Source organism: Glycomyces sp. NPDC048151 (assembly GCF_043202775.1).
In the GTDB taxonomy this organism is placed as follows: domain Bacteria; phylum Actinomycetota; class Actinomycetes; order Mycobacteriales; family Micromonosporaceae; genus Glycomyces.
The window spans coordinates 149565-171876 of record NZ_JBIDBB010000005.1 but is presented as its reverse complement, the minus strand read 5'-3'; the positions used below and the strand labels follow the sequence as shown (position 1 = coordinate 171876).

The following is a 22312-nucleotide window of genomic DNA, read 5'->3' as shown; positions in this document are numbered from 1 at the left end:
GAGGCGGCGGCCAGACTCCAGGTCATGCGGCGCCCGGCCGCTGTCGGCGGTGAGGAGTGCGCGCGTGAAGTCGGTCTTCCTAGGGTGGACGAGGTTCGTCGTCGTCCTCCTCGTCCTGCAGGTCGGCTTCGCCGGATGGGGAGCGGTATCCGGCGGGGGCGAGCGCGTGGAGCGGTTCATCGTCCACGCGGCCAACGGCGGCATGCTCTTCCTGTGGCTGATGGTCTCGGTCGTGCTCGCGGTCATCGCGCGGCCCGGCTGGAAGACCGTCATGCTCACCGTGCTGTCGCTGTTCATGATCTTCCTGCAGGGCGCGTTCGCGTACGGGTTCGGCACCGAAGGCGTCCCCGGCGGGATCGGGATCGCCCTCCACGCGCTCAACGGCCTCGGCATCCTCGCCCTGCAGCTGCTCATCGCCCGCCGCGCCAAGCAGGCGCGCGACGCCAAGCGGGCCCGCAAAGCCGAAGGAGCCCTGGCATGAACCGCGCCCTGACGAAGGTCCTGCGGGTCTGGATGGTCCTGCTGTTCGCGCTGCTGGTCGTGCAGTTCGCGCTCGCCGGGTTCGGCGTCGGCTACAGCGGCGCGCTCGACGACGGGTTCGAACTCCACTTCCGCAACGGGAACACCCTGTTCTACCTGTACACGGCCGCGATCGTCCTGGCGCTGGCGGCGCGGGCCGGGAAGCGGATCGTGTGGCTGACCGCGTTGGGGGCCTTCCTGATCCTGCTCCAGCACGTCATGGCGATCGTGAACGTCCCCGACACGCTCTGGGGCCAGTCGCTGTTCCTCGTCCACGCGTTGAACGGGCTGGCACTCATCTTCCTGGCCTTCCGCACCAATCTGCTGGTGCGCGACCGGATCCGCGAGGACGCCGCGGCCGCGTCGTTAGGCCCGGCGCAGCGGGGCCTTCGCGAACTCGCGCATGCCTTCGGCGAAGCCTGTGCGGGCACGGAAGCCGAGGGCGTCGGCGGCGAGGTCCGGGGAGGCGACGACATGGCGGACGTCCCCGAGCCGGTAACCGCCGGTGACGACCGGCTCGGGCGCGCCGTCGAACGCGGCGGCGAGCGCCGACGCCATGTCGCCCACCGTGTGCGGCTCGCCGCTGGCGATGTTGGCCGCGCCGGTCCAGTCCGAGTCGAGGGCGGCGAGGTTCGCGCGGGCCACGTCGTCGACGTGGACGAAGTCGCGGGTCTGCGCGCCGTCCTCGAAGACGCGGGGCGCTTCCCCTGATTCGAGGGCGCTGCGGAAGATGCTGGCGACGCCCGCGTACGGGGTGTCGCGGGGCATGTGGGGGCCGTACACGTTGTGGTAGCGCAGCGCGCAGACCGTCGCGCCGGACTCGCGGCCGTACAGGGCCGCGAGGTGCTCGGTGTGGACTTTGGTGGCGGCGTAGACGTTCCGGGGGTCGAGCGGGGCGTCCTCGGTGACCGGCGCCCAGGCGAGGCCGGTGCCGCACACGGGGCAGCGCGGGTCGAACCGGCCCGCATCGAGGTCGGCGGCGGTGCGCGGCGCGGCGCGGACCTCACCGTGGTCAGGGCAGCGGTAGCGGCCCTCCCCGTAGACGACCATTGATGAGGCCACGACGAGGCGGCCGGTGAACGACCTGCGCCACAGCGCCCGCAGCAGGTTCGCGGTGCCCGCGTCGTTGTCGGCGACATACGCCGTCACGTCGTCGAAGTCGACGCCGAGGCCGACGCGCGCGGCCTGGTGGCAGACGGCGTCGGCGCCTTCGACGGCGCGGCGGACCGCGTCCTCGTCGGCGAGGTCGGCGACGACGAGTTCGGCCTCGTCAGGCAGGTTGGCCGGTGGTTCCTTGTGGGCCGCAAGGGAGTCGAGGACGACGACGTCGTCGCCGCGTTCGACCAGGCGGCGGCAGACCGCCGAGCCGATGAACCCGGCGCCGCCGGTGACGAGGACCCGCATGGGACTGCCTTTCTCTCGGTCACCACTGCACGCGCAGTGCGGCGGCGAGGACGACGGCGACGGCGAGCTGGAGCGCCAGCCACGCCCGGGGGCGGGTCAGAGCCGCGCCAGTCAGGAGCACGAGGGGCACGAACGGCTGCCAGATCCGTTCCACTTCGGACGACGACATGCCCGACACGTCGGCGACGAGCACGGCCGCGAGGCACGATCCGACGACGATCCACATGCGGCGGTCCCGTAGGTTCGCGAGGGCAGCAGCGGTCGCCGGGCCGAGCGCGAGGGCGAACACCGCGAGGTTCGCGAGCAGGAAGTACCAGTACCCGCGCAATGAGGCGACCCCCGCGTAGTAGCGCTCGCGGGTGGCGTGGAGGCCGTCGAGCCACCAGTAGCCCCACAACAGCGGGGCTAGGACGACAGCGGCGGCGAGGGCTCCGCCGCCCAGGAGCACGCCCCAGCGGCGACGCCAGACCGCAACGGCTGCAATGGGTATCGCCAAGAGCGCGGCGGAGAACGAGAGCATGAGCGCGGCACCGGCGACGAGGCCGCCCGCCACGGTCAGTGCCGCCGACCGGGCCCCGGTCCGGTCGGTGGCCAGGATCAGGCAGGCGACGGCGGTGAGCGTGACGCCGGCGAAGACCGTGTCGGCGTTGTTCTGCCAGAACGCGGCGGGCGCGAGCGCCAGGAACGGGCCGGCCCGGCGGGCGAGCCGTTCGCCTGCGACGTCGCGGCCGATCGTGAGCGCGGCGGCGATCGCGGCCGCGACGGCGAGCTTGACGACGATGTTCTGGAAGAGCAGGCCTTCGAGGCCGATTCGGGCTGCGGCCCAGAAGAACAGGACCAGCCCGGGCGGATGCGACTGGAGGTGCACCGAGTACGCCCCGGCGAGCTGCTGGTCGATGTAGCCCGCGAGGAACGGCCCCGCTCCCCCGGCGTCGTCGACGATGTGGACGTGGCCCGCGTAGTGGTTGTCGAGGTCGGCCCAGGTCGCGGGGTGGGCGTGCGCGAAGGCGAGCGCGACGCTGAACGCGGTGCCCGCGAGGACGGTGACGGCGGCGGCGTACCGCCAGCGCAGCCGCGCGCACGCGGCCGGGACGAAGGCGATGATCAACGCGCCCACTGCGATCGGTGCGAGCAGCGAGGGGTCGAGGCGCCATTCCCAGGTGCCGTACAGGGGCATGGCTCCGAGTTGGAGGTTGCCTTCGGCCTGAGCGAGCTTGACCTGCCCGAGAAGCCAGGCCGCGGCCAGGAGCAGGGTCCACGCGGCGACGCCGAGCGCCGACCGGCGGGCCGTCACCGGCGGTCTCCGGCGGGGAGCCGGACGGTGAAGCGGCAGCCGTGCGCGGTGTTGGCGACCGTGACCTCCCCGGCGTGGGCCTCGATGAGGCCGCGGCTGATGGCGAGGCCGAGGCCGCCGCCGCGTTCGTCCCTGCGGCGGGCCTCGTCGCCGCGGAAGGCGATGTCGAACACGCGCGGCAGGTCGGCCTCGGGGATGCCGCCGCATTCGTCCTGGATGGACAAGATCGCTTCACCTTCGCCGGTGGCGGCCTCGACGAGGACGGTGCCGCCTGCCGGGGTGTGGCGGATCGCGTTGTCGAGCAGGTTGGCGACGGCGCGGCAGCATTCGCGGGCCGCGACCTCGACCGGCGGGAGCGCGGCGAGGCGTTCGACGACGTTGACGCCCTTGAGGTCGGCGGCGGCGCAGGCTCCGGCGAGGGAGTCGGCGACGGCCTCGCGCAGGTCGACCTGCTCGCGTCCGAGCTGGAGGGTGCCGCTGTTGATGCGGGAGAGCTCGAAGAGGTCGTCGACGAGCGCGGTGAGCCGTTCGGCGTCGGTGCGGATCTGGGCGTGGTAGCGCTTGACGGCGGCGTCGTCCTCGACTACGCGGTCGTCGAGGGCCTCGGCCATGGCGCGGATCGTCGCGATCGGTGCGCGCAGGTCGTGGGAGACCCAGGCGATGAGCTCGCGGCGGGACGCTTCGAGGGCGCGTTCGCGCCGCCGGGACTCGTCGAGGCGGCGGGAGAGGTCGGCGAGCTCCCCCGCGAGGGCGGCGAGCTCGCCGGGGCCGGTGACGGACGGCGCGCGCTCGGCGGCGATGCGGCCGTCGCTGCCGACCATGGTGCGGGCGTAGGCGCCCACCTGCTCGGCACCCGCGCCGATGTCGTCGCCGAGCTGCCACGCGGCCCCGAACGCGACACCGGAGGCGACGATGAGGACCACGAAGAGCAGCACGAGGTCGTGGTAGGAGATGAACATCGCCAGCGCCGCCGTGACGACGCCGGACGCGGCCACCAGGACCGAGGAGAGTGCGACGGTCATGGTCTGGACGCGGGCGCCGCGTCCGCGCATCCGCCGCAGGACCGCGCCGCCGATGGCCCCAGCGATGGCGGAGGCGACGGCCGCGACGGTGACGAGGACGGCGATGTCGCGCGGCGGGAAGTCGAACGCGAAGGCCAGCGCGGTGGCGGCGGCGAGCGCGACCGCGAGGATGAGCAGCGAGCCCGCGCGGCGGCTCTGGAAGCGGCGCATCAGGGCTCCCACCGGTAGCCGACGCCGCGCACGGTGGTGAGGTGGCGGGGCGCGGAGGCGTCGTCCTCGATCTTCTCGCGCAGGCGGCGCACGTGGACGGTGACGGTGGAGGTGTCGCCGATGCTCCAGCCCCACACGGTCTCCAGCAGCTCCTCGCGGCGGAAGGCCCGGCCAGGGCTGGTGAGGAAGCAGACCAGCAGGTCGAACTCCTTCGCGGTGAGGTCGAGCGGCGCGCCGCCGCGGCTGGCGCGGTGGGCGACGGTGTCGACGGCGACGCCGCCGCCGTGGAGGACGGGGGCGGGCGGGGCCTGGGAGGCGGTGCGGCGCAGGACGGCCCGGACGCGGGCGGCGAGTTCGCCGGGCGAGAAGGGTTTCGTCACGTAGTCGTCGGCGCCGAGGTCGAGGCCGGTGATGCGGTCGTTCTCCTCGCCGCGCGCGGTCAGCATGACCACGGGGATCGCGGTGGCCTCGCGGAGCCTGCGACACACTTCGAAGCCGTCCATGCCGGGCATCATGAGGTCGAGGACGACGAGGTCGGGGAGGGTGGCTAGGGCGCGTTCGAGGCCCGTCGCGCCGTCGGCGGCGTAGTCGACCTCGTAGCCGTCGCGGCGGAGGTAGCGGGCGACGACCTCCGCGAGGGCGGGGTCGTCGTCGACGACCAGCACGCGCGGATCGGCCTCGGAGTCCATGCGACTACGATGCCCGATCGCACCCGCCCGTGTCATCCGACCGGCCGAGACTTTCGCGAACCGTAAGGATCGGCGCAGCCCCGGGGGCCGTTCTGATCAGTAGCATCGGCCGCATGCAGCGGACCTGTCTCCTCGTCGTGGCGAAGGCCCCGGTTCCGGGCCGGTCGAAGACCCGGCTCTCGCCGCCGCTGACCACTGTGGAGGCAGCGGCGGTCGCGGAGGCGGCGCTCGCGGACACGCTGGAGGCCGTCGCGGCGTGCGGCGCGGACCGGCGGCTTCTGGCGCTCGACGGCGAACCGGGTCTGTGGCTGCCTCCCGGGTTCACGGTGTTCCCGCAGGTCGAAGGCACGTTCAACGAGCGCCTCGCGGCGGCTTGGGCGCACGCGGACGGGCCGGGGGTCCAGATCGGGATGGACACGCCGCAGGTGACGCCGGAGCTGCTCGACGCCGCGATCGCGGTCATTGTGGATGGTTCCGAAGCGGCGCTCGGGACGGCCGAGGACGGCGGCTGGTGGGCGCTCGGGCTGGCCCGGCCGCATCCAGAGGCGTTCACGGGCGTGCCGATGAGCAGCCCCGACACCGGCAGGCTCCAGAGGCGGCAGCTGGAGGCGCTCGGCCTCGCCGTCGCGGACCTGCCCGTGCTGCGCGACCTCGACGACGCCGAGGACGCCCTGGCGGTAGCGGCGCTCGCGCCCGGGACACGTACGGCCGTGAAGGTTCACGAGCTCCTTCCCGCTGTCGATGTGGTCCTGCCGGTCCTCAATGAACGCGACGCGATCCCGTGGGTGCTCGAGCGGATGCCGAAGGGCTACCGTCCGATCGTGGTCGACAACGGCTCCGACGACGGCTCCGCGCAGGTCGCCGCCGGACTCGGCGCGCTCGTCGTGACCGAGTCGCGCCGGGGCTTCGGCGCGGCCTGCCACGCCGGACTCGCCGCCGCGACCGCCCCGGTCGTGGCCTTCATGGACTGCGACGCGTCCCTCGACCCGGGCGACCTGCCCGCCGTGTGCACGCCGGTCCTCGCCGGTGAAGCCGACCTGGTCCTGGGCGCGCGGGACGCCGACAAGGGCGCGATGCCGCTGCACGGGCGCCTCGCGAACCGGTATCTCGCCAGGCAGGTCCGGCGCACCTGCGGCGCGCACGTCCACGACATCGGGCCCATGCGCGCGGCCCGCCGCGACGCGCTCGTCGCGCTCGGCACGAGCGACCGGCGGTCGGGCTGGCCGCTGGAGATGGTGCTGCGCGCCGGACTCGACGGGTGGCGCATTACGGAACTGCCCGTCCGCTACCGGCCCAGGATCGGCAGGAGCAAGGTCACCGGCACGATCGGCGGCTCGCTCCGCGCCGTCAAGGACATGCGCGCGCAGCTGGCACGGGCCCGCGCGGCCGCACGAGCACGATGAGGAGACCCATGCCCGACCTTCCCCGCGCCGACGTCGGCGTCTTCGGCGGATCCGGCTTCTACACCCTTGCGGCGCAAGCCGAGACGTACGACATCACGACCGACTGGGGGCCGCCTTCGGACCCGGTGGCCGTCGCGGAGCTGCACGGGCGGCGCGTCGCGTTCCTCCCCCGCCACGGCACCGGCCACCGCCTCCCGCCGCACCGCGTCAACTACCGGGCCAATGTGGACGCCATGCGGCAGCTGGGCGTCAAGGCCCTCGTCTCCCCGTTCGCGGCCGGATCGCTGCGACCCGAGATCCGCCCCGGCGACTTCGTCGTGTGCGACCAGATCGTCGACCGCACGTGGGGCCGCGAGTCCACGTTCCACGACGAGTTCGCCGACGGCCCGGTGCACGTCCCGTTCGCCGACCCGTACGACGCGCGGCTGCGCCGGATCGTCCTCGACGCGGCCGCCGAGGTCGGCGTGAGGGCGCACGACGGCGGCACGGTCGTCGTCGTCAACGGCCCCCGGTTCTCCAGCCGCGCCGAGTCGCGCTGGCACCGCGAGTGCGGCTGGGACGTCGTCAACATGACGCAGTGCCCCGAAGCGCCGCTGGCAATGGAGGCGGGCCTGCCGTTCGTCGGGATCGCGCTGGTCACCGACTACGACGCCGGGCTCGCCGAGGACCCGGAGATCGAACCGGTGAGCCAGGAGGCGGTCTTCGCGGTGTTCGAGGCGAACCTCCACAAGGTCCGGGCGCTGCTGGAGGCGGCGATACCGGCGCTCGGGGCGGACGTAAGCGAAACGTAAGGACAAACCGTGGATTCCCGTGCGGCAGCCGCCGTAGCCTCGGCTGATGAGCGACAAGCGAACCCGGATCGAGACCCTCGCCGTCCACGGCGGCGAGCCCCGGCCCGGCCCGAACGGCTCAGTGGTCGCGCCGGTCTTCCAGAGCACGGTCTTCGAGGCGGGACCGGGCGAGGCGGCCCCATACATCCGGTTGGGCACCAACCCGACCCAGGCCCACCTGCACTGCAGGCTCGCCGCGCTCGAAGGCGCAGAGGCGGCCGTGGCGGCCGCCTCTGGGATGGGCGCGATCACCGCGGCACTCCACAGTGTCCTCGGCACCGGCGCCCACCTCATCGCCGCGGGCGAGTTCTACGGCGGCACCAGCCGGTTCCTCGACGAGCACGCCGCCCGCCTCGGCTGGAGCTGGGACCTCGTGGCCCCAAGTGACCCGGACGCCTGGCAGCGGGCCCTGCGGCCCAACACGCGGGCGCTGCTCACCGAGTCGATCACCAACCCGCTCGTCCAGGTCGGCGACCTCGCCGGAGCCGCGTCGTTCGCCCGCGAGCACGGCCTCGTGTCCATCATCGACAACACGCTCGCAACGCCAGTGGTCTTCCAACCCCACGCGGTCGGGTTCGACCTGGTGTGCCACTCGGCGACCAAAGCGCTCAACGGGCACTCGGACATCACCGCCGGAGCGGTGACCGGTTCGCGCGAACGGATCGATCGCGTCGCGTCCGTCCTCGGCTCGTACGGCGCGAGCCTCGACCCGCACGCCGCGTTCCTCCTCTCGCGCGGCCTCAAGACCCTCGCGCTGCGCGTGCGCAGGCAGAACGACAACGCGCAGGCCGTCGCCGAACTCCTCGCCGGGCACGACGCGGTCGCGGCCGTGCGCTACCCGGGCCTGCCGGACCACCCCGACCACGGGCGGGCGGCGGCACTCTTCGACGGTTTCGGCTCGGTCGTCACGTTCCTCCCCTACGGCGGCGCGGCGGCCGCCGACACGATCGTCAAAGGCCTGCGGCTGCCGTACGCCGCACCCAGCCTCGGCGGCGTCGAATCGCTCGTGACCAGGCTTTCCATGCCGAACGCGGCGCACGGCATGGCGGGCGAGGCCATCCGGTTCTCCGCGGGCATCGAGGCCCCCGACGACCTCGTCGAGGACTTCGCGCAGGCGCTCGCTTTGTTTAGCGGAACGTAAGCACCGACGCCCGGCATCCGGCCGCGGAGCGGTTCAGAATGGAAGCGTGGACACCTCGCAGCACGCATCGCCGCGCACCTGGGCCGTCGCGGGCCTCCTCGCGACCCTCGCCGGACTCGCCGTCGGCCATCTCGTCGCGGCGCTCACCGCGCCCCGCGCGGCGCCGCTGTCGGCCCTGAGCGACACCGTCGTCGCGATCGTGCCGCTCGAAGTCGCGCACTGGTTCATCGACCTCGTCGGCACCCTCGACAAGCCGCTGCTCGTGATCGGACTCGCCGTCACCGTCGCGCTGCTCGGCGGCGGCATCGGGCGGCTGTGGCGGACCAGGCCCTGGCTCGCCCGCGCCGCCGTCGTCGCGTTCGCCGCCGTCGGCGCGATCGCGGCCGTCACCCGGCCCGGGCTCGGCGCGGCCGCCGCGATCCCTTCGCTCCTCGCCGGGGCCGTTGTCCTGGTGGCCCTCCAATGGTGGGCCGCGCGCGACGCCGAACGCACCGTCACGGGCAGGCGCGGCTTCCTCGCCGCCGTCGGCGGCGTCGCCGCGGCCGCGTTCGGCGCGTCCTGGTGGGCGACCCGGATCGGCCCGGCCGCCATCGAAGCCGACCGCGACCAGCTCGTCCTGCCCGAACCGGACGCGCCCGCCATGGAACCCGGCCCGGTCGCCGACTTCGAGACCGAAGGCCTCTCCTCGTACATCACGCCGAACGGCGACTTCTACCGCATCGACACCGCGATCACCGTCCCCCGCATCGACGTCGACGGCTGGTCGCTGCGCGTGCACGGCATGGTCGACACCGAGCGGACCTACACGATGGACGACCTCCTCGGCCGCGAGCTCATCGAACGCGACATCACCCTGTGCTGCGTCTCGAACCAGGTCGGCGGCGACCTCGTCGGCAACGCCCGCTGGCTCGGCGTCTCGCTCGCCGCGCTCCTCGCCGAGTCCGGAGTGGACCCCGCCGCGGATCAGCTCGTCTCCCGCTCCTCCGACGGCTGGACCGCCGGGTCCCCCACCGACCTCGTCTTCGACGGCCGCGACGCCATGATCGCGATCGGCATGAACGGACAGCCGCTCCCGGTCGACCACGGTTGGCCCGCCCGGCTCGTCATCCCCGGCCTCTACGGCTACGTCTCGGCCACCAAGTGGCTCACCGAACTCGAACTGACCACATTCGACTCGTACGACGCCTACTGGATCACCCGCGGCTGGTCCACGCCGCGCCCGATCAAGACCCAGTCCCGCATCGACACGCCCCGTTCGAAAGCCAGTGCGGGCACCGTCGCCGTCGCCGGGGTCGCGTGGGCCCAGCACCGCGGCATCAGCGCCGTCGAGCTCAGGATCGACGACGGCGACTGGCAGCCGTGCGAGCTCTCCGACGTCGCCACCGGCGACACCTGGCGGCAGTGGCTGTACGAATGGAACGCCCCCGAGGGCGAGCACACCCTCACCGTCCGCGCCACCGACGGCGACGGCGCCGTCCAGACCAGCGAGGTCCAGGGCGTCATCCCCGACGGCGCGACCGGCCTCCACAGCGTCACCGTCACCGTCTCCTGATCCGCTCAGCCAGCGCGCCTGCGGCGGTGGGCGGCCATGCGGACCGGGGTGTTCGCGACGCCGTAGCCGTCGTAGCCGCCGATGCGCTGCACCGCTTCGAAGAAGACGCGGGAGCCGAGCACCGGCGTGTAGCAGTGCAGGTATTCGCCGCGGTCGTCCCGGTCGTAGAACAGCGAGTGCTCGCGCAGGTCCGCCATGAGGTCGGCGGGCAGGTCGAGGCGGGCGTCGAGGTCGTCGTGGTAGTTGGCGGGGACGGGGAGCAGGTCGAGGCCGCGTTCGCGCGCTCTGGCGGCGGTGGCGACGATGTCGTCGGTGGCGAAGGCGACGTGCTGGGGGTCGCGGACGCCGGGCGACCAGTCGCCGCGGCGGAGCACGGCGACGTTGAGCGCGATGCGGACCCGGCGCTGCGAGTCCGATATGGAGAGACTGCGGATGAGCCCGAACGGGGCGGCGATCTCGGCGGGCGCCTCCGGGTGGAGCCCGAGCACGGACCGGTAGAACAGGGCCGCGCCGTCGAAGTGGTCGAACGGCTGCGTCAGCCCGACGTGGTCGATCGCGTACAGGCCCGTGCCGGGCGACGCGGACGCGACGGGCGCGAAGTCGGCGAGCCAGCCTTCGCGGCTGTCGCTGCGGCAGAAGAACATCGCGGTGCCGTCAGGGGCGGCGACGGAGGCCAGGTCGGCTTCGTCGGCGCGGTGCTCGCGCGGCAGGATCGGCGCGAGGAGGCGCTCAGAGCGGCGCGCGGAGGCGGCCGGGTCGGCGTTCTCCACCGCGAGCGCGGTCACCGCCGTCTCGCCGGTCGCGGAGCCTTCGGCGGCGTTGAGCAGGACGCGGATGCCCGCCTGCTCCCACATGCGGACCGGCTTCGACCGGTGCTCGGCGGTGCGGGTGAACCCGAGGCCGTGCAGCGCCTGGGCGACCTCGGGTTCGGACCGCTCGTCGACGCCGATCTCGGCGAACGCGAAGCCTGCGGGCTCGGGGGACGGCGGCAGGTCGTCGATCCGGGCGCGCTCGCGGGCGCGGGCGGAGCCCTTGCGGGCGACCGACTCCTGGAGCGTGACCAGTGAGCGGAGGGCGTCCACGGCGGCCTGGCGCGGGTCGGCCTGGCGGAAGACGTCGTTGAAGACCTCCAGCGAGAGCGGCCCCTCGTATCCGGCGGTGAGCACGAGGTCGAGGAAGCGCGTCAGGTCGAACGCGCCCTGGCCGGGGAAGAGGCGGTGGTGGCGGCTCCACTGGAGCACGTCCATGTCCAGGCGCGGCGCGTCGGCGAGCTGCAGGAAGAACAGCTTCTCGCCGGGGATGACGCGGATGCCAGCCGGGTCGGAGCCGCGCGAGAGGATGTGGAAGCTGTCGAGGCAGAGCCCGAGGCTCGGGTGGTCGGCGCGGCGCACGATGCGCCACGAGTGGTCGTAGGTGTTCACGAAGCGGCCCCACGCGAGCGCCTCGTAGGCGATCCGCACGCCCCGGTCGGCCGCGCGGGAGGCGAGGGCGTGCAGCTGCTCGGCGGCCAGGTCGTCGTCGTCCACGGCGTCGGGCGAGACGGAGGAGCAGACCAGGACGGTGTCGGCGCCGAGCCGCTCCATGACGTCGAACTTCCGCTCCGCGCGCCGGAGGTTGGCCTCCAAAAGGTCCGGCGGGACGGCCTCGAAGTCGCGGAACGGCTGGTAGAGGTCGATGCTCAGGCCAAGGTCGCGGCAGCGTTCGCGCACGGTCTCCGGCGAATCGGCGGAGGCGACGAGGTCGCTCTCGAAGAGCTCGACGCCGTCGAAGCCCGCCGCGGCGGCGGCGTGCAGCTTGTCCTCCAGCGTGCCCGAGAGGCAGACGGTGGCGATGGACCTGCGGGTCTCGTCGTCAGGCATGGGCGGGCGCCTCCTTCGGGCCCGCGGTGAGCGCGTCGAAGTGGCGGAGCATGCGGTCGGCGTCCGGTTCGACGCCGGTGAACAGGCGGAAGGAGTCGACGGCCTGGAAGACCGCCATCTTGCCGCCGTCGAGGGTGCGGCAGCCGCGCGCGCGGGCCGCGGCGAGCAGCTCGGTCTCCAGCGGCCGGTAGACGACGTCGGCGACCCACAGGTCGGGGCGCAGCAGTGCGGGGGGCACCGCGGTGCCGGGGTGCTCGCGCATGCCGGTGGGCGTGGCGTGGACGAGGCCGTCGGCTTCGGCAAGGGCCGCTTCGAGGTCGGCGGCCGCGCCGCCGCTGACGCGGTCGCGTCCGAAGTGGCCGCCGAGGGCGTCCACCAGCCGGTCCGTGCGGACGGGATCGAGGTCGAGGACGCGGACCGACCCGGCCCCGACCGCCAGGAGGGCGTGCACGACGGCCGCGCCCGCGCCGCCCGCGCCGAGGACGACGACCGCGTCCATCGGCGCGCCGACGAGCCCGGTCATCACGCTGCGCGCGAATCCGGAGGTGTCGGTGTTGTAGCCGAACGCCTTGCCGCCCTTGAAGAGCACGGTGTTGACCGCGCCGAGCACGGAGGCCTCCTCGGCGACGCCGTCGAGGTGGGCCATCACGAGCTGCTTGACGGGGTGGGTGATGTTGAGCCCCGTGTAGCCGGTGAGCCGGGCGGCCTCGAGCAGGTCGCCTACCCTGTCGGGCGCGAGTCCGAGCTCGTTGAGGTCCAGGCGCCGGTAGAGGTACCGCAGCCCCTGCTCGTCGGCCTCGCGTTCGTGCAGGGCCGGGCTGAGCGAGGGCCCTATCCCGGCCCCGATGAGGCCGATGAGCCTGGAGGGCGGGGGCTCGGGGGTGTTCGGCATGCGTGTTCCTCACCGTCGAGCTAATGTACGAACTAGATAATTCAAAATAGCAACCGGGGGCCGCTTTGTGAAGGGGCCGCGTCGGCCGCTCCCCCGGAGCGTTAGAGTTTCAGGGCCGCCAGGTTCGCCCGTGAAGGCGCCGAGCGAGCCGTGAACCGTTGGGAACGAGGGGAACTCTTGACCGCCAAGCCCGCCGAGGACCGACCGGTCGCCGAAGCCGACCGGAGCCGCGACCCGGTACGGACGCGCTCGGAGATCCTCGACGTGGCCACGGCCGAGTTCGCCGCCAACGGCTTCGCGGGCGCGAGGGTCGACGAGATCGCGGCCAAGACCCGCACCACCAAGCGGATGATCTACTACTACTTCGAGAGCAAGCAGGGCCTCTATCTCGCCGTGCTCGAACGGGCCTACGCGACGATCCGGTCCCTGGAGCAAGAGGTCGACGTCGAGCACCTCGAACCGGTCGCCGCGATCAGGCAGCTCGCCGAGCTCACCTTCGACCACCACGAGTCGCACCCCGGCTTCATCCGCCTGGTGAGCATCGAGAACATCCACGAGGCCAAGCACCTCGCCGAGTCGACCGTGCTCCCCGGCCTGTCGAAGCCCGCGGTCACCGTCATCGGCCGCATCCTCGACCGCGGCCGGGCCGAAGGGCTCTTCCGCGACGACGTCGACGCCCTCGACGTACACATGATGATCAGCTCCTTCTGCGTCTTCCGCATCGCGAACCGCTACACGTTCAACACCGTGTTCGACCGCGACCTGCTCGACCCCGAACGCCGCGAGCACTACCGGACGATGCTCGGCGACATGGTCGTGGAGTACCTGACCGCCCGCTAGAGCGGCACCGCAACGGACATTCCAGGCATCGGCCGCCGTCGATTTCGACGGCGCGCCCGCCACCCCCTTGACACGGCCCTGGGCTCAGTGCATGCTCGACAATTAACCAAGCAGTACATAACTATCCGGTACGTTCAAAGCCCTCGCACCGGATCGACTGCGCTTCACTGCCCATGCAATGGTGCACTGACAGAGGAGATCAACGTGTCCGACGGAACCTCTCTGAGCCCCCCTGCGGGGTTCACCGCCACCGGCAAGCCGAAGAAGGCGGCCGTCGCCGCCTGGATCGGCAGCGCCCTCGAGTACTACGACTTCTTCATCTACGGCACGGCCGCCGCCCTCGTGTTCGGCCAGGTCTTCTTCCCCTCCGACAACCCCGCCGCGGGCACCCTCCTGGCTCTGTCCACCTTCGGCGTCGGCTACGTCTCCCGGCCGCTCGGGGCGATCATCCTCGGCCACGTCGGCGACCGCTTCGGCCGCAAGAAGGTCCTCGTCTTCACCCTCCTGCTCATGGGCGTCGCCACCTTCCTCGTCGGCTGCCTCCCCAGCTACGAGACCGCCGGCGTCACCGCCCCGATCCTGCTCGTCACCCTGCGGCTCCTCCAGGGCCTCTCGGCCGGAGGCGAGCAGGCCAGCGCCAACTCGATGAGCCTCGAACACGCCCCCGATCACCGCCGCGCGTACTACACGAGCTTCACCCTCAGCGGGACGCAGGCCGGGCAGCTCATCGCCACCGCGGTGTTCCTGCCGGTCGCGGCCCTCCCCGAGGAGGCCCTCCTCAGCTGGGGCTGGCGCGTGCCGTTCTGGGCCAGCGTCGTCATGGTGTTCGTCGGCTACATGATCCGCCGCAAGGTCGAGGAGACCCCGGTCTTCGAGGCCAAGGCCAGGACCGGGGACGTCGCCAAGCTCCCGTTCGCGGTCCTCATGCGCGACCACTGGGCCGACGTGCTCCGCGTCGTCTGCGCGGCCCTCATCGCCTCGGTCAGCACCATCTTCACCGTCTACGGGCTCACGTACGCGGTCAACACGGTCGGGCTCGAACGCACGCCCATGCTGTGGGTCGGCGTCACGGCGAACATCCTGGCGCTGTTCACCATCCCCATGTGGGGCAACATCGCGGACAGGATCGGCCGCAAGAAGGTGTTCCTCACCGGCTCGCTCGGCAGCGCCGCGCTGATCTTCGTGTACCTGTGGGCGATCTCGATCGGCAACTGGGCGTTGATCTTCGGCGCCGGGATCGTCATGTTCGGCCTGGTCTACGCGGCCGCGAACGCGGTGTGGCCCTCGTTCTACGGCGAGATGTTCACCGCCCGGGTGCGCCTGTCCGGCATGGCGATCGGGACGCAGATCGGGTTCGCGATCAGCGGGTTCCTGCCGACGATCGCCGTCGCGCTCGCCGGGGACGACCCCGACGGCTGGCTCAAGGTCGCGGCGTTCACCGCACTGCTGTGCCTGGTCAACGTCGTCGCCGTCGCGACCGCCCGCGAGACCTACAAGGTGCCGACCGAGCGCCTGGGGCTCAAGGGGACCGCCGCGTCCCCGTCCCAGCCGCCCGTCGGCGTCGCCGACTGAGCACGCCGGGCCGCCGACCCGGCGGCCCGGCCCCATCGCACACCTGGGAGTCCCGTGAACCGCAGTTTCATCCTCGACGCCGTGCGCACGCCGATCGGCCGCCACCGCCGCGCGCTGGCGTCGGTCCGCCCCGACGACCTCGCCGCCGCCGTCGTCGGCGCGGTCCGCGACCGCAGTCCGCAGCTCGACCCGGCCGGGATCGACGACGTCGTGTTCGGCAACGCGAACGGCGCGGGCGAGGAGAACCGGGACGTCGCGCGCATGGCGGTGCTCCTGGCCGGGCTGCCCGAGTCGGTGCCCGGCACGACGGTGAACCGGCTGTGCGGCTCCGGGATGGAGGCGGTCGTGCAGGCGGCGCGGGCCGTCGAGACCGGGGACGCGTCGCTGGTCGTCGCCGGGGGCGTGGAGTCGATGACGCGCGCGCCGTGGGTGATGGCGAAGACCGAGGAGCCGTTCCAGCGGGGCGGCCTGGCACTGGCCGACACGGCACTGGGGTGGCGGCTGGTCAATCCGGCGATGCGGGACGAGTGGACGGTGGGCCTCGGTGAAGGGGCCGAGATCCTCGCCGACGAGTTCGGGATCGGACGGGAGGCGCAGGACGCGTTCGCACTGCGCAGCCACCGGCTGGCCCATGCCGCTTGGGAGGCGGGGCGGTTCGACGATGAGGTGCTGAAGCTGCCCGAGCTCGACCGCGACGAGGGCGTCCGGCCGCAGTCGAGCCTGGAGGCGCTGGCGGCGCTGCGGCCGGTGTTCCGTCCTGAAGGGACTGTGACAGCGGGGAACGCGAGTCCGCTCAGCGACGGCGCGGCCGCGCTCGTGATCGGCGACGAGGCGGCGGCCGAGGCGCACGGGCGTCCGCTGGCGCGGATCGTCGCGCGGGCCGTGGTCGGCGTCGAGCCGCGCAGGTACGGGATCGGGCCGGTCGAGGCGGCCCGGAAGGCATTGGCGCGGGCCGGGATCGGCTGGAGCGACCTCACGGCGGTGGAGCTCAACGAGGCCTATGCGGCGCAGGCGCTCGCGTGCCTGTCGCAGTGGCCGGAGCTCGATCCGGCGATCGTGAACCGGCAGGGCGGCGCGATCGCGATGGGCCATCCGCTGGGCTGTTCCGGGGCCCGGCTCGCCGGGACGCTCGTGTGGCAGCTGCACCGCGAGGGCGGCTACGGCCTCGCGGCGCTGTGCATCGGGGTCGGGCAGGGCATCGCGATGGTCCTGGAGGCGGCTTGAGTCAGCGGCCGGTCGCGGCGAGGTCGGCCTCGATCCGCGCGGCGGTCGCGAGCAGCGGCGGCAGGAGGTCGCGCGTCGCCGAGTCCAGTGTGGTGCGGCTGGTGTGGGAGGAGACGTTCAGGGCGGCGATGACACCGGACGAGTCGCGGAGCGGCACGGCGATCGAGCGCAGGCCCTCTTCGAGTTCCTGGTCGACGAAGGCCCAGCCCTGCGCGCGGACCTGGTCGAGTTCGCGGCGGAGCCGGGGCTCGTCGGTGATGGTGTACGGGGTGTGCGCCCGCAGCTCAGTGGCCGCGAGCCGCTCGTCGAGGTCGGCGGGTGCGAGCCCGGCGAGCAGGACGCGGCCCATCGAGGTGGTCGCGGCCGGGAAGCGGGTCCCGATGTTGATGGCCACTCGCATGATCCGCGAGGTCGCGACCCGCGACACGTAGACGACGTCGGCGCCGTCGAGCACCGCGACGGAGGCCGACTCGCCGACTTCGGCGACCAGCCGTTCCAGGTGGGGCTGGGCGAGTTCGGGGACCGTGAGGCCCGAGAGGTAGGCGAAGCCGAGCTCGAGCACCCTCGGCGTGAGGGCGAAGTCGCGGCCGTCGGCGCGCACGTAGCCGAGGTCGGCGAGGGTCAGGAGGAACCGCCGGGCGGCGGCCCGGGTCAGCCCGGTCTCCTTGGCGACCTCGCTCAGGGTGAGGCGCGGGTGCTCGGCGTCGAAGGCGCGGATGACGGCGAGGCCGCGCGCCAGGGTCTGGACATGGTCGGAGCTGTGCCCGGTCCTCGCGGTGTCGTCCTCGGTCTCCTGCCCTGCCATGCGGACACTCTAGCGATCGGTCGTCTCGTCGAGCACCGCGCGGGCGAGCGCGAACGCCCGGTTCGCGCGCGGCAGCCCGGCGTAGACGGCGGTGTGGAGGAGGATCTCCTTCACCTCGTCGGCGGTGAGGTCCCCGGCGAGGGCGGCCCGCAGGTGCATCGTGAACTCGTCCTCGTTGCCCTGCGCGCAGAGGACGGCGAGGGTGAGCATGCGGCGGGTGCGCCGGTCGAGGCCGGGCCGGGACCAGACGCCGCCCCACGCGTACTCGGTGATGAACGCCCCGAAGTCGCGGTCGAAGTCGGTGCGGGCGGCGTTCGAGCGGTCCACGTGCGCGTCGCCGAGGACTTCACGGCGTTTCCGTTCGCCTTCACTGGGGTCCATGGGGTGCCTTCCGGAGGTGTTCGGCGATCCGCCGGTTGACGAAGTCGGCCTGCTCGGTCGGGGCGAGGTGCTTCGCGCCTTCGATCGCGGCCGTTTCGCATCCGCGGATGCCCTGGCGCAGGGCCTCGGCGTCGTCGGCGGTCGTGATCGTGTCCTCGGTGCCGTACATGACGAGCACGGGCGCGCGGATCGCGCCGAGGCGGCCCTGCAGGTCGGTCTCGGCGATCGCCCTGCAGCAGGCGGTGTAGCCGAGCGGGTCGCCGCCCGCGAAGTCGGCGCGGAACCGCTTGACGACCTCGGGATGCGCTGCCCTGAAGTCGGCGGTGAACCACCGTTCCATGGCGGCGGGCGCGAGCGGCGGGAGGCCGCCGGTGCGGACGAGGCGCACTCGGTCGGCCCAGTACGCGGGCGTGGCGATCCTGGCGGCGGTGCAGAGCGCGGTGACGGTGAGCGTCCGGTCGGGGTGGCGGGCGGCGAAGTCGAGGACGGTGGCACCGCCGAGCGAGACGCCGACCAGGTGGGCCCGTTCGGTGTCGAGGTGGTCGAGGAGGTCGGCGACGTCGTCGGCGAGGTCGTCGATGCCGAACGGGCTGCCGCCGAAGCGGGTCCGGCCGTGGCCGCGCGTGTCGTAGCGGACCACCCGGTAATGCGCGCTGAACGCTTCGACCTGCGGCCGCCACATGCCCAGCGTGGTGCCGAGGGAGTTTGAGAAGACGATCGTCTCGGCGTCGGCCGGGCCGTCGACCAGGTGGTGCGGGATCATACGGGACCGCCTTCCCTGTTGCGGCGCATGGCGTCGGGATGGACGCGCAGGTGCTCGAGGCAGTCGCGGATCCACGCGGCGCTGGAGCCGGTGAGCCGCAGTAGGTCCGACAGGGTCTCCCATTCGCTGTGCCACAGGCCGGGCGAGCGCTGGAGTTCCTGCGGCATGGCCGCGTACAGGGTGGCGAGGAGCCCGGGGGTGCGCGCCGCGCAGGCGCGGGCGCTGGTCGCGGCGACCGGGTTGCGCTTGTGCGGCATCGAAGTCGATCCGCCGGGGTTCCCTTCGGACACTTCGCCGACCTCGTTCTGGCTCAACAGGATCACGTCGACGGCGACTTTGCCGCAGGCCCCGGCCGCCTCGGCCGCGGCAGCGCCGATGCGCACGACCGGGTTGCGGGCGGTGTGCCATGTGACATCGGTCTTGAGTCCCAACCGGACGCCCAGCGCCCGGTGGACGGCCTTGGTGCGCGGATCGCGGCCGATCGCGTAGGCACCGACCGGGCCCTGATAGGAGAGGGGGAAATCCAAGGCCTCGACCGCTTCCCGCGCAGCGGCCAACCCGTTGATCCAGGCGCCGAGCACGTTCTTGAACTCGACCGGGGCGGCGCGCTGGAGGAGTGTTCGGCCCATCATGGGTGTCTCGCCGTACCCCCTCCTGAGGGCGAAGACGGCACGGAGGCTCAGGCGGAACTCTTTGTCTATGGCGGCCATGGCGTCCCGGGCGACCAGCATCATGGCGGTGTCGAGCACGTCCTGGCTCGTCGCTCCGAAATGGACAGCATTGTGATGCTCGGGCGGCACGATCGCTTTCAGTCGGTCCACGACGCCCGCGACCGGGTTGCCGATCCGGGCGGCCGACGCGGCGACCTCTGCGAGGTCGAACCGCTCCGGGACCGCCGCCTCCGCGACCGCTTCCGCCGCTTCGGCACTCACAGCACCTGCTTCAGCGGCGACTTCGGCGATCGACTTCTCGACTTGCAGCATGGCCCGCAGCCAGGCCGCATCGGACACGGCCTCGGCGGCCGCGCCGCGCGAGAAGACCGCTCCGAACAGCTCAGACATCGAAGAAGACCGTCTCGTGCTCGCCTTGGAGTCGGATGTCGAAGCGGATGCCCTCGTCCGTCCGCTCCCCCACCAGCGTTGCCCGCCGTCCCTCAGGCACGGCGTTCAGCACCGGGTCGGCAGCGTTGGCCTCGGCTTCTTCGGGGAAGTACATGCGGGTGTGCAGGTGCACCAGGAGGCCCCGGGCGTGGACGATGAACGCGAGGTGCGGCGCGCAGCCGTCGGCCGTGCCGCCGGGCTTCACCGTCGTGAACGCGTAGCGGCCCTCCGGCCGGGTTGAGCAGCGGCCGAAGCCGCCGAACCCGGCCCGGTGGAACCGGCCGTCCGTGTCCGCTTGCAGCACTTCGATGAGGGCGTCCGGGATCGGCTCGCCGTCCCCGTCGAAGACCGAGCCGTGCACACGCAGATCACCGCCGTCCACTATGGTGGCGTCGCCCTCGTAGGGCAGGGCGAAGCCGAAGAACGGCCCCACGGTCTGGGACGGGGTGAGCTCCTGGATGTCGGTCATTCCCCCGCCTCCTCGAAGAGGGTCCGCTCGGGGCCTCGCAGGACGATGTCCCAGCGGTAGCCGGTCGCCCACTCGGACTCGGTCGCGTCGAGGTCGAACGAGGACACCATCCGCTGGCGCGCCCGCTCATCCGTCACCGACTTCATCACCGGATCGTAGGGGAACAAGGGGTCCCCGGGGAAATACATCTGGGTGATCAGGCGTGAGGCGAACGCGGTGCCGAACAGCGAGAAGTGGATGTGGGCGGGGCGCCAGGCCTTGTCGTGGTTGCGCCACGGGTAGGGGCCGGGCTTGATCGTGGTGAAGCGGTAGCGGCCCCGGGAGTCGGTGAGGCAGCGGCCGACGCCGGAGAAGTTCGGGTCGAGCGGGGCGTCGTGGGCGTCGTCGGCCTGGGCGTAGCGCCCGGCGGCGTTGGCCTGCCAGATCTCGACGAGCTGACCGGCGAGCGGGGTGCCGTTGCCGTCGCGGACGTGCCCGGTGAGGACGATGCGCTCGCCGATCGGCTCACCGGCGTGCTGGCGGGTCAGGTCGTCGTCGAGCGGCCCGATCGGGCCCGCGCCGAGCACGGGTTCGGTCAGCTCGGTCTCGGGGTCGCGGAGGGCGACCAGGGGTTCCTTGGGGTGCCGCAGCCGGGTCGACCGGTAGTCGGGGAAGTCGCGGTCGGGGTGGGCGTCGAGGCCGTCCCGTCGGTAGGAGGTCATCGCCGGGCCTCCTTTCCGTTCGTGAGCCGGTGGAGCGCGGCGAGCTCTTCCGGCGTCGGTGCGGGGGTCGTCGCCATATGATCGCTGACGCGCAGGGGCCAGCCGGTGGATTCGAGGACCTTGTCGACCGTGACGCCCGGGTGGACCCGGGTGAGGACGAGCTCCCTCGTGTCGGGGTCGGGTTCGAGCAGCCCCAGGTCGGTGATGACCGCGGTCGGTCCGGCCCCGCGCAGGCCGAGGCGTTCGCGGGCACCGGGGCCGTCGCCGTGACCGACCGAGGTGGTGAAGTCGAGCCGGTCGACGAAGACGCGCTTCGAGTGGCGCACGACGATCACGGTCTCGCGGCAGGACGCGGCGATCTCGGGGGCGCCGCCCGCGCCGGGAAGCCGCACCTTCGGACTGCGGTAGCCGCCGATGACGGTGGTGTTGATGTTCGCGTGCCGGTCGAGTTGGGCCGCGCCGAGGAAGCCGGTGTCGATGCGGCCGGGCTGGAGCCAGTAGTTGAAGATCTCGGCGCTGGAGACGACGGTGTCGGCGGTCTCGGCGAGGACGCCGTCCCCGATGGACAGCGGCGGTCGCGGCGGCTTGGACCCGATGGTGCCCGACTCGTAGATGAGCACGAGGCCGGGCGCGATCGTCGCGCGGGCGAGGTTCGCCGCGAGGGACGGGAGCCCGATGCCGACGAAGCAGGTGCGGCGGCCTTCGAGGAGGCGTGCGGCGGCGACGGTCATCATCGCGTCCGAGTCGTAGCCGGTCATGCCCGCTCCTTGACGTTCGCGTCGATCCAGGCGGTGAAGGACGCCCGGTCGCGGCTGACGGCGTCCCAGTCGGCGTAGAAGCCGTTGTCGCGCTCGGTGTACCCGGCGGCGTAGGACGGCGCGGCCCCGCCGGGGACCTCGCAGACCCAGTCGACCACCCAGTGCGGCAACAGGATCGCGCCGGGGCGTGGTTCGAGCTCGTCGACGATCTCCTCGACGGTGACGATCGAGCGCTTCGCGGCGAGGACGGCCTCCTTCTGCGCGCCGAGGATGCCCCACAGCTGCACGTTGCCCTCGCGGTCGGCGCGCTGGGCGTGGATGACGGCGGCGTCGGGGTTGAGCGCGGCGACCGCGGTGAGCCGCTCCCCCGTGAACGGGCAGGTCACGGGCGCGATCGAATCGGTGTAGCGCGGGAGGTCGGTGCCGGAGTAGCCGCGCAGGACCGCGAACGGCAGGCCCGAGGCGCCGGCGACGTACCGGTTCACCAGGCCCGCGTGGGAGTGCTCCTCGATCTCCAGTGGACCGGGCCAGGCGTGCTCGACGGCGTCGCGGAGGCGGTGCAGGGAGCCGACGCCGGGGTTGCCGCCCCAGGAGAAGACGAGCTTCGCGGCGCATCCGGCGCCGATGAGCTGGTCGTAGACGATGTCGGGGGTCATCCGGATGAGGGTGAGGCCGCGGCGGCCCTGCCGGATGACCTCGTGTGCGGCGGCGTGCGGGATGAGGTGCGTGAACCCTTCCATCGCAACACTGTCGCCGTCGCCGATCGCGGCGCGGACCGCTTCGGCGAGGGTGGCGGTGACAGCCATGAGCCGCCTCCTTCGATGTTCGCTATACGAACGGAACGATAATATGCGAACAGTCGGGTGTCAACGCCTCCCGAGTTC

The 22312-nt window shown here is 72.5% G+C and carries 23 protein-coding genes; 8 read left to right on the top strand and 15 right to left on the bottom strand.

Going from position 1 to position 22312, the window contains the following annotated elements; genetic code table 11:
* Window positions 1-64 precede the first annotated feature (64 nt).
* Window positions 65-481, top strand: coding sequence for a hypothetical protein (locus ACGGCP_RS13460; protein ID WP_392965474.1), 417 nt, complete (start codon window positions 65-67; stop codon window positions 479-481).
* Between the two features lie 151 nt (window positions 482-632).
* On the opposite strand, the gene ACGGCP_RS13455 is transcribed toward ACGGCP_RS13460, so the two are convergent.
* From ACGGCP_RS13455 to ACGGCP_RS13435, 5 genes are all read right to left on the bottom strand, one after another.
* Window positions 633-818 carry a hypothetical protein gene (locus tag ACGGCP_RS13455; RefSeq protein ID WP_392965472.1) on the bottom strand — a complete coding sequence of 62 codons (186 nt, stop codon included), beginning with the start codon at window positions 816-818 and terminating at the stop codon, window positions 633-635.
* Window positions 819-885: 67 nt separating this feature from the next.
* Complete coding sequence (locus tag ACGGCP_RS13450) at window positions 886-1923, bottom strand: NAD-dependent epimerase/dehydratase family protein (RefSeq protein WP_392965469.1); 1038 nt, start codon at window positions 1921-1923, stop codon at window positions 886-888.
* Between the two features lie 19 nt (window positions 1924-1942).
* On the bottom strand, window positions 1943-3217 hold the full coding sequence (locus ACGGCP_RS13445) for a hypothetical protein (protein WP_392965466.1): 1275 nt from the start codon (window positions 3215-3217) through the stop codon (window positions 1943-1945).
* Window positions 3214-4449 (bottom strand): sensor histidine kinase, encoded by a 1236-nt coding sequence (locus ACGGCP_RS13440; RefSeq protein WP_392965464.1) that lies wholly within the window; start codon window positions 4447-4449, stop codon window positions 3214-3216. Before ACGGCP_RS13440 ends, ACGGCP_RS13445 begins: the two co-directional genes overlap by 4 nt.
* Window positions 4449-5138: a response regulator gene (locus ACGGCP_RS13435; protein WP_392965461.1), complete on the bottom strand. Its 690-nt coding sequence runs from the start codon at window positions 5136-5138 to the stop codon at window positions 4449-4451. The genes ACGGCP_RS13440 and ACGGCP_RS13435 overlap by 1 nt, the downstream gene beginning before the upstream one ends.
* A gap of 113 nt (window positions 5139-5251) precedes the next feature.
* Between ACGGCP_RS13435 and ACGGCP_RS13430 the strand changes: the two genes are divergently transcribed.
* The 4 genes from ACGGCP_RS13430 to ACGGCP_RS13415 are packed head-to-tail and all read left to right on the top strand — an operon-like array spanning window position 5252 to window position 10064.
* The gene (locus tag ACGGCP_RS13430; protein ID WP_392965458.1) at window positions 5252-6541 is read left to right on the top strand and encodes a DUF2064 domain-containing protein; all 1290 of its coding nucleotides are present in this window, start codon (window positions 5252-5254) and stop codon (window positions 6539-6541) included.
* Between the two features lie 8 nt (window positions 6542-6549).
* Window positions 6550-7332 (top strand): MTAP family purine nucleoside phosphorylase, encoded by a 783-nt coding sequence (locus tag ACGGCP_RS13425; RefSeq protein WP_392965456.1) that lies wholly within the window; start codon window positions 6550-6552, stop codon window positions 7330-7332.
* 46 nt (window positions 7333-7378) lie between these two features.
* The gene (locus tag ACGGCP_RS13420) at window positions 7379-8512 is read left to right on the top strand and encodes a trans-sulfuration enzyme family protein (protein ID WP_392965454.1); all 1134 of its coding nucleotides are present in this window, start codon (window positions 7379-7381) and stop codon (window positions 8510-8512) included.
* A gap of 46 nt (window positions 8513-8558) precedes the next feature.
* Entirely contained in the window at window positions 8559-10064 is a 1506-nt protein-coding gene (locus ACGGCP_RS13415; RefSeq protein WP_392965451.1) for a molybdopterin-dependent oxidoreductase, read from the top strand.
* A gap of 5 nt (window positions 10065-10069) precedes the next feature.
* On the opposite strand, the gene ACGGCP_RS13410 is transcribed toward ACGGCP_RS13415, so the two are convergent.
* Window positions 10070-11923 carry a bifunctional sugar phosphate isomerase/epimerase/4-hydroxyphenylpyruvate dioxygenase family protein gene (locus ACGGCP_RS13410; RefSeq protein WP_392965448.1) on the bottom strand — a complete coding sequence of 618 codons (1854 nt, stop codon included), beginning with the start codon at window positions 11921-11923 and terminating at the stop codon, window positions 10070-10072.
* A complete protein-coding gene (locus tag ACGGCP_RS13405) occupies window positions 11916-12815 on the bottom strand; it encodes a shikimate dehydrogenase (RefSeq protein ID WP_392965445.1) in 900 nt (299 codons plus the stop codon). Before ACGGCP_RS13405 ends, ACGGCP_RS13410 begins: the two co-directional genes overlap by 8 nt.
* 177 nt (window positions 12816-12992) lie before the next feature.
* On the opposite strand from ACGGCP_RS13405, the gene ACGGCP_RS13400 reads away from it, so the two are divergent.
* From ACGGCP_RS13400 to ACGGCP_RS13390, 3 genes are all read left to right on the top strand, one after another.
* Window positions 12993-13655, top strand: coding sequence for a TetR family transcriptional regulator (locus ACGGCP_RS13400; RefSeq protein WP_392965442.1), 663 nt, complete (start codon window positions 12993-12995; stop codon window positions 13653-13655).
* A 204-nt stretch (window positions 13656-13859) separates the two neighbouring features.
* Window positions 13860-15227, top strand: coding sequence for an MFS transporter (locus ACGGCP_RS13395; protein WP_392965440.1), 1368 nt, complete (start codon window positions 13860-13862; stop codon window positions 15225-15227).
* A gap of 54 nt (window positions 15228-15281) precedes the next feature.
* The gene (locus ACGGCP_RS13390) at window positions 15282-16451 is read left to right on the top strand and encodes a thiolase family protein (RefSeq protein WP_392965437.1); all 1170 of its coding nucleotides are present in this window, start codon (window positions 15282-15284) and stop codon (window positions 16449-16451) included.
* A gap of 1 nt (window position 16452) precedes the next feature.
* On the opposite strand, the gene ACGGCP_RS13385 is transcribed toward ACGGCP_RS13390, so the two are convergent.
* Genes ACGGCP_RS13385 through ACGGCP_RS13350 form a run of 8 tightly spaced genes read right to left on the bottom strand, consistent with a single transcriptional unit; the run spans window position 16453 to window position 22234 of the window.
* On the bottom strand, window positions 16453-17256 hold the full coding sequence (locus ACGGCP_RS13385; RefSeq protein WP_392965434.1) for an IclR family transcriptional regulator C-terminal domain-containing protein: 804 nt from the start codon (window positions 17254-17256) through the stop codon (window positions 16453-16455).
* A 9-nt stretch (window positions 17257-17265) separates the two neighbouring features.
* The gene (pcaC, locus tag ACGGCP_RS13380) at window positions 17266-17637 is read right to left on the bottom strand and encodes a 4-carboxymuconolactone decarboxylase (RefSeq protein ID WP_392965431.1); all 372 of its coding nucleotides are present in this window, start codon (window positions 17635-17637) and stop codon (window positions 17266-17268) included.
* Window positions 17624-18400, bottom strand: a complete 777-nt coding sequence (pcaD, locus tag ACGGCP_RS13375; protein WP_392965428.1) for a 3-oxoadipate enol-lactonase — start codon at window positions 18398-18400, stop codon at window positions 17624-17626. The genes pcaC and pcaD overlap by 14 nt, the downstream gene beginning before the upstream one ends.
* Window positions 18397-19461 carry a lyase family protein gene (locus ACGGCP_RS13370; protein WP_392965425.1) on the bottom strand — a complete coding sequence of 355 codons (1065 nt, stop codon included), beginning with the start codon at window positions 19459-19461 and terminating at the stop codon, window positions 18397-18399. Before ACGGCP_RS13370 ends, pcaD begins: the two co-directional genes overlap by 4 nt.
* Complete coding sequence (gene pcaG / locus ACGGCP_RS13365) at window positions 19454-19969, bottom strand: protocatechuate 3,4-dioxygenase subunit alpha (RefSeq protein ID WP_392965422.1); 516 nt, start codon at window positions 19967-19969, stop codon at window positions 19454-19456. Before pcaG ends, ACGGCP_RS13370 begins: the two co-directional genes overlap by 8 nt.
* On the bottom strand, window positions 19966-20670 hold the full coding sequence (pcaH, locus tag ACGGCP_RS13360; RefSeq protein WP_392965419.1) for a protocatechuate 3,4-dioxygenase subunit beta: 705 nt from the start codon (window positions 20668-20670) through the stop codon (window positions 19966-19968). Before pcaH ends, pcaG begins: the two co-directional genes overlap by 4 nt.
* The gene (locus ACGGCP_RS13355) at window positions 20667-21428 is read right to left on the bottom strand and encodes a CoA-transferase subunit beta (RefSeq protein ID WP_392965416.1); all 762 of its coding nucleotides are present in this window, start codon (window positions 21426-21428) and stop codon (window positions 20667-20669) included. Before ACGGCP_RS13355 ends, pcaH begins: the two co-directional genes overlap by 4 nt.
* Window positions 21425-22234 carry a CoA transferase subunit A gene (locus ACGGCP_RS13350; protein WP_392965413.1) on the bottom strand — a complete coding sequence of 270 codons (810 nt, stop codon included), beginning with the start codon at window positions 22232-22234 and terminating at the stop codon, window positions 21425-21427. Before ACGGCP_RS13350 ends, ACGGCP_RS13355 begins: the two co-directional genes overlap by 4 nt.
* Window positions 22235-22312 lie beyond the last annotated feature (78 nt).

Coding starts and splice junctions, on each gene's coding strand:
- ACGGCP_RS13455 (WP_392965472.1), bottom strand. CDS start 818: ATGAGTGCCAGCCCGTTCAACGCGTGGACGAGGAACAGCGACTGGCCC.
- ACGGCP_RS13450 (WP_392965469.1), bottom strand. CDS start 1,923: ATGCGGGTCCTCGTCACCGGCGGCGCCGGGTTCATCGGCTCGGCGGTC.
- ACGGCP_RS13440 (WP_392965464.1), bottom strand. CDS start 4,449: ATGCGCCGCTTCCAGAGCCGCCGCGCGGGCTCGCTGCTCATCCTCGCG.
- ACGGCP_RS13435 (WP_392965461.1), bottom strand. CDS start 5,138: ATGGACTCCGAGGCCGATCCGCGCGTGCTGGTCGTCGACGACGACCCC.
- ACGGCP_RS13430 (WP_392965458.1), top strand. CDS start 5,252: ATGCAGCGGACCTGTCTCCTCGTCGTGGCGAAGGCCCCGGTTCCGGGC.
- ACGGCP_RS13425 (WP_392965456.1), top strand. CDS start 6,550: ATGCCCGACCTTCCCCGCGCCGACGTCGGCGTCTTCGGCGGATCCGGC.
- ACGGCP_RS13420 (WP_392965454.1), top strand. CDS start 7,379: ATGAGCGACAAGCGAACCCGGATCGAGACCCTCGCCGTCCACGGCGGC.
- ACGGCP_RS13410 (WP_392965448.1), bottom strand. CDS start 11,923: ATGCCTGACGACGAGACCCGCAGGTCCATCGCCACCGTCTGCCTCTCG.
- ACGGCP_RS13405 (WP_392965445.1), bottom strand. CDS start 12,815: ATGCCGAACACCCCCGAGCCCCCGCCCTCCAGGCTCATCGGCCTCATC.
- ACGGCP_RS13385 (WP_392965434.1), bottom strand. CDS start 17,256: ATGGCAGGGCAGGAGACCGAGGACGACACCGCGAGGACCGGGCACAGC.
- pcaC (WP_392965431.1), bottom strand. CDS start 17,637: ATGGACCCCAGTGAAGGCGAACGGAAACGCCGTGAAGTCCTCGGCGAC.
- pcaD (WP_392965428.1), bottom strand. CDS start 18,400: ATGATCCCGCACCACCTGGTCGACGGCCCGGCCGACGCCGAGACGATC.
- ACGGCP_RS13370 (WP_392965425.1), bottom strand. CDS start 19,461: ATGTCTGAGCTGTTCGGAGCGGTCTTCTCGCGCGGCGCGGCCGCCGAG.
- pcaG (WP_392965422.1), bottom strand. CDS start 19,969: ATGACCGACATCCAGGAGCTCACCCCGTCCCAGACCGTGGGGCCGTTC.
- pcaH (WP_392965419.1), bottom strand. CDS start 20,670: ATGACCTCCTACCGACGGGACGGCCTCGACGCCCACCCCGACCGCGAC.
- ACGGCP_RS13355 (WP_392965416.1), bottom strand. CDS start 21,428: ATGACCGGCTACGACTCGGACGCGATGATGACCGTCGCCGCCGCACGC.
- ACGGCP_RS13350 (WP_392965413.1), bottom strand. CDS start 22,234: ATGGCTGTCACCGCCACCCTCGCCGAAGCGGTCCGCGCCGCGATCGGC.